Origin of the sequence: Clostridium sp. UBA1056 (assembly GCA_002316385.1) — a bacterium.
Classification (GTDB): domain Bacteria; phylum Bacillota; class Clostridia; order Clostridiales; family Clostridiaceae; genus Clostridium_J.
In genome coordinates this window covers 1-4136 of record DCDL01000028.1, presented here as the reverse complement: position 1 = coordinate 4136, position 4136 = coordinate 1, and the positions used below count along the sequence as shown (strand labels likewise).

Below are 4136 nucleotides of genomic sequence, written 5' to 3'. Positions count from 1 at the left end.
ATGGTATGAAGCACTTATTTTTAACAATATATTTTATAGATTAAAATCTACTTCTATGCTGTCACTGTAAATATATGTTATAGAATTTTCTTAATTATACTTCTATATTAAAATACGTTAATATAGATAATTTTCAACGATTACTCAAATATAGTTTATATAAATACTGTTTTGTAATAGTCACTTTTACAAAGTGGCATGAAGTATAAATATAAGTATCAATCAAAAAAACTAGCCTTCAATGATGAAAGCTAGCTTTATATGGATTAAACTCTTTCCATATATTCTCCTGATCTAGTATCAACTCTAATTGTGTCTCCTTCATTTACAAATAGAGGAACTGGAACTATTGCTCCTGTTTCTACTGTAGCTGGTTTTAACACGTTAGTTGCAGTATTACCTTTAACTGCTGGTTCAGTATTTGTAATTAATAATTCAACAAAGTTTGGAGCTTCTACTGAGAAAGCTTCTCCTTTGTAGAATTTAATAATTGCAAACATGTTTTCTTTTAAGAACTTTATAGCCTCTTCTACTTTGTCATAGTTTAAAGGAATTTGCTCGAAAGTTTCTTGATCCATGAAGTAGTATAACTCTCCATCAGAATAAAGATATTGCATTTCTTTTCTCTCTATAACTGCTTCTTGGAATTTAGCAGTTGGATTGAAAGTTGTTTCTGTAACTGCTCCAGTTATAGCATTTTTTAATTTAGTTCTAACGAAGGCAGCACCTTTACCTGGTTTAACATGTAAAAATTCTACAACAGTGTAAACTTGTCCACCATCTTCAAAAGTTGTTCCTTTTCTTAAATCTCCAGCTGATATCATAATGTAACCTCCCAATATATAATAGCCTTTGCTAATAAAATTATTATAACCTATTTAAAGCACTTTAATACCTTATGTAGTTATGAATACGAATAATAAGTTGTAACAATAAAAATAATTAGTAAATTTAATATTTATAATTACTTAATTTACGTCAACAATGATATTTTATCAAAACTATGTATTCTTTGCAAACAAATTATACCTTCATATCTCGAAACTTGCAATAAAAATTTAAATATATTATTAAAAATACATATTATATCCATTCATACATATCTATTGTATGCACTTTTTCTAGAAAAAATACATCCTAATTAAAATATTAAGGATGTATTTTAACTTTAATATTTTTATTTAATTTATTTCTAAACTTAAAATGCTGGAACAATAGCTCCCTTATAATTGTCTTCAATATATTTTTTAACTTCTTCAGAGGTCGCTGCCTTTGTTAAAGCCTTTATTTTTTCCTTTTCCTTATCTTCTGTTCTAACTGCAATAATATTAGCATATGGGCTATCTCCACCCTCTATTACTAATGCATCTCTCAAAGGATTAAGTCCTCCTCCTAAAGCGTAGTTAGTATTTATTACTGCCGCATCTACGTCCTTTAAAACCCTTGGTAATTGTTCAGGATCTAATTCTGTTACCTTGATATTTTTAGGATTTGAGGTAATATCTTTTGCTGTTATTAAATCTTCATCTGGAATTTCTATTATTCCATTTTTAGCTAAAAGTTTTAAGGCTCTTGCTCCATTAGATGGATCATTAGGAATTGCTATTTCCCCTCCTTCTTTGATAGCTGATATATCATCTATCTTCTCCGAATATAGACCCATTGGTTCAATGTGCACCTTGGCTATATAGGAAAGATCATAGGATTTTTCCTTTACTGTAGCTTCTAGAAAAGGTACATGTTGAAAATAATTTGCATCTATCTCCCCTTCTGCAAGTGCAGTGTTAGGCAAAACATAATCTGTAAATTCTATCACATCTACTTTATACCCTTCTGCTTCAAGTAATGGTTTTATAGCATTCTCTACTATAGCTTTATGAGGATCTGGAGATACTCCTATAGCTATAGTCTTCTCTTTATTATTAGAATCTGAGTTTTTATTGTCCTTAGCTCCACATCCTACTAAAGTTGCTCCTAAAGCTAATGTTAGCGTTAAACTTAGTAATTTCTTTACTGATTTTTTCATATATATTCCCCCTCGATAATAACTTTCATAGGTCTAAAATTCTAGCTTAGCTTCCTATATATATAGCTCCCTAGACTTTGAATTAATTGAACAAATACAACTAAAACTACCACTGTAAATACCATAACTGGTGTATTAAATCTATTATATCCATAGGTTATAGCTGCTGCTCCAAGGCCTCCTCCACCAATAGATCCAGCCATAGCAGAATATCCTATTATACTTATAATAGTTAATGTAAGCCCTGAAACAATAGATGGTAAAGCTTCTTTTATCATTATTTTAAATATTATTTGACTCTTAGTAGCTCCTAATGATTTAGCTGCTTCTATAACTCCTTTATCTACTTCCTTTAAGGAAGTTTCAATAATCCTTGCCACAAAAGGTGCTGCTGCTATAGTTAAAGGTACTATAGCTGCTGAAGTTCCTATAGACTTTCCTACGATAGCTCTAGTAATAGGCACTACTACTACCATTAAAATTACAAAAGGTAAACTTCTTAAAATATTTATAACTATATCTAATATCTTGTATATATACTTATTTTCTAGTGGACCTTCTTTATCCGTTAATATTAGAGCTATAGCTAAAATCATACCAATTAATACTGCAAAAAGTGTAGATAATACCACCATTACTAAAGTTTCTACTAATGCTTTACTAAGGATCTGTATAAGTGATTCCATTGTCATAACTATAGCACCTCCCATTGAAATTTATTCTTTTCTAAGTAACTAATAACTTTTTCTTTATATTGTTCATCAACTTTTATAACTAATGAACCTAATACATTTTCTCTAAATTTTTCTAGCTTTCCCCATACAATAGATAGGTTTACGTTCAAATCTCTAGCCATATTAGTTATAAAAGAATCTTCACTTTTGTTTGCTGGAAAATATATTTTAATATTTACTCCATCTTGAAATAGAATTTCTTCTTCTTCTCCTAAAAACTTTCTTAACGAATATCCAGGTCTTAAAAATAATTCCTCTACCTTTCCTTCTGCCTTAACTTCTCCGGCTTCTATAAGCACTATACGCTCACATATTGACTTTACTACTTCCATCTGATGAGTTACCATTACAATAGTGATGCCCATCTCCTTATTAATTTTAGATAATAACTCTAATATATCCTTCGTAGTTTTAGGATCTAATGCTGATGTTGCTTCGTCACAAAGTAGAATTTTAGGCTCTAAGGCTAAAGCTCTTGCAATTGCTACTCTTTGCTTCTCTCCACCACTTAACTCTTTAGGCATAGACTTTATCTTATGAGCTAATCCAACAATCTTTAACAATTCTTCTACCTTTTTTTCTATATACTCTTTATCATATCCCCATAATTGTAAAGGCAATGCCACGTTATTATATACATTAGACCTCTTAAGTAGGTTAAAGTTTTGAAATATCATTCCTACATTTTTTCTAAATTCTCTGATTTCTTTTTCTGTCATAGAAGAAATTTCTTTTCCCATAACTTTTAAACTGCCTTCATCATAGCTCTCTAATCCATTTATACATCTTAGCATAGTTGATTTTCCAGCTCCACTGTGACCTATAATTCCATATACTTGGCCTTCTTCTATGGTAAATGATACATTCTTTAGAACTTCTAGAACACTAAAATTCTTATTGATATTCAATATCTCTATCATTTTCTAGCACCGTCCTTTACTGTAGATATCCTATCTTAAATCTAGATTTAATTGTTCGGATAAAAATAAAAGCACTAGAGAACAAATCCCTAGTGCATAAATTCATGCATGCCAATTCATTCTCTTATCTCTCAGCCTATATAAAGCTGCAGGATTTAGCACCATGATATACATATAAAGATATATGATTCAGTATATATATACAGGTTGCTGGGTTTCAAAGGGCCAGTCCCTCCACCGCTCGTGATAAGACGATATTTATTTTTATCTTGCCATTAATTATACATAACAATAAATAAATAGTCAACATAAAAATACCAAAATTTTTATGTTTTTTTTAATATAATTTCTTGTATAAGTCAAAAATATCAATAATTTTACCATAAATTCTTCATATATTAATATATTTTTTAATCTCTTATTTAAAGAATAGAGCTTTCACAAAATATATTACTA

General features: G+C 29.6%; 4 protein-coding genes and 1 riboswitch. All 4 genes read right to left on the bottom strand.

What is annotated here, in order from left to right; genetic code table 11:
- Positions 1 to 266: 266 nt before the first annotated feature.
- Positions 267 to 824, bottom strand: a complete 558-nt coding sequence (efp, locus tag B3W71_RS09260) for an elongation factor P (protein WP_035129348.1) — start codon at positions 822 to 824, stop codon at positions 267 to 269.
- Positions 825 to 1198: 374 nt separating this feature from the next.
- A complete protein-coding gene (locus tag B3W71_RS09255; protein WP_346888654.1) occupies positions 1199 to 2026 on the bottom strand; it encodes a MetQ/NlpA family ABC transporter substrate-binding protein in 828 nt (275 codons plus the stop codon).
- A gap of 41 nt (positions 2027 to 2067) precedes the next feature.
- Complete coding sequence (locus B3W71_RS09250; protein WP_414632011.1) at positions 2068 to 2712, bottom strand: methionine ABC transporter permease; 645 nt, start codon at positions 2710 to 2712, stop codon at positions 2068 to 2070.
- Between the two features lie 8 nt (positions 2713 to 2720).
- The gene (locus B3W71_RS09245) at positions 2721 to 3680 is read right to left on the bottom strand and encodes a methionine ABC transporter ATP-binding protein (RefSeq protein WP_346888652.1); all 960 of its coding nucleotides are present in this window, start codon (positions 3678 to 3680) and stop codon (positions 2721 to 2723) included.
- A gap of 121 nt (positions 3681 to 3801) precedes the next feature.
- Positions 3802 to 3933: riboswitch (SAM riboswitch) on the bottom strand.
- Between the last annotated feature and the right edge of the window lie 203 nt (positions 3934 to 4136).